This window comes from Arthrobacter sp. 05N33_2 (genome assembly GCF_056397425.1).
Genome location: NZ_JBFTNJ010000049.1, coordinates 1 through 648, shown reverse-complemented (window position 1 = coordinate 648; position 648 = coordinate 1). Strand labels below are relative to the sequence as shown.

Genomic DNA, 648 nt, shown 5'->3' with positions numbered 1-648 from the left:
CCCCGCCACTCCCGTCTTTCGCCTGGAATCCCCTCAACGCAGCTGAAGGAACTTATGGACGTCATTATTGAAAACCTCCCCCAGTATTGGGACGGTTTTCTCCGAACCCTTTTCCTGTCCCTGGTCTCGGGGATTATCGCCTTGGTCTTCGGCACCATCCTGGCTGCCGCCCGTGTCTCGCCCGTCGCCGCGCTGCGTGGCTTCAGCATGACGTACGTCGAGATCGTCCGGAACACCCCGCTGACTATCGCGTTCTTCTTCGCCGCAGTGGTTCTGCCCCGCCTCGGCGTTACGTTCCAGCAGTTCGAGGTCGCCGCCATCATCGCCCTGAGCGCCTACACCTCGGCCTTCATTGCCGAGGCCGTGCGCTCCGGCGTCAACAGCGTCCCGGTGGGCCAGGCGGAGGCCGCCCGCAGCATCGGCATGCAGTTCACCCAGGTGCTCTCGCTGATCATCCTGCCGCAGGCCCTGCGCACCGTGATCCCGCCGTTGATCAACATTCTGATTGCCCTGGTCAAGAACTCTTCTGTGGCCGGCGCGTTCTACGTGCTGGAACTCTTCGGCCAGGGCAAGCAACTGGCCAATGCCAACGGCGACGCCGTCATGTGGGTCCTGGTCGGCATCGCATTCTTCTACCTGCTGATAACC

General features: G+C 62.5%; 1 protein-coding gene. It reads left to right on the top strand.

The genetic code is table 11. The annotated features are described in order from the left end of the window. Positions 1–54 precede the first annotated feature (54 nt). A partial coding sequence (locus tag AC1DHX_RS15820) for an amino acid ABC transporter permease (protein WP_476900227.1) occupies positions 55–648 on the top strand: 594 nt, incomplete at its 3' end.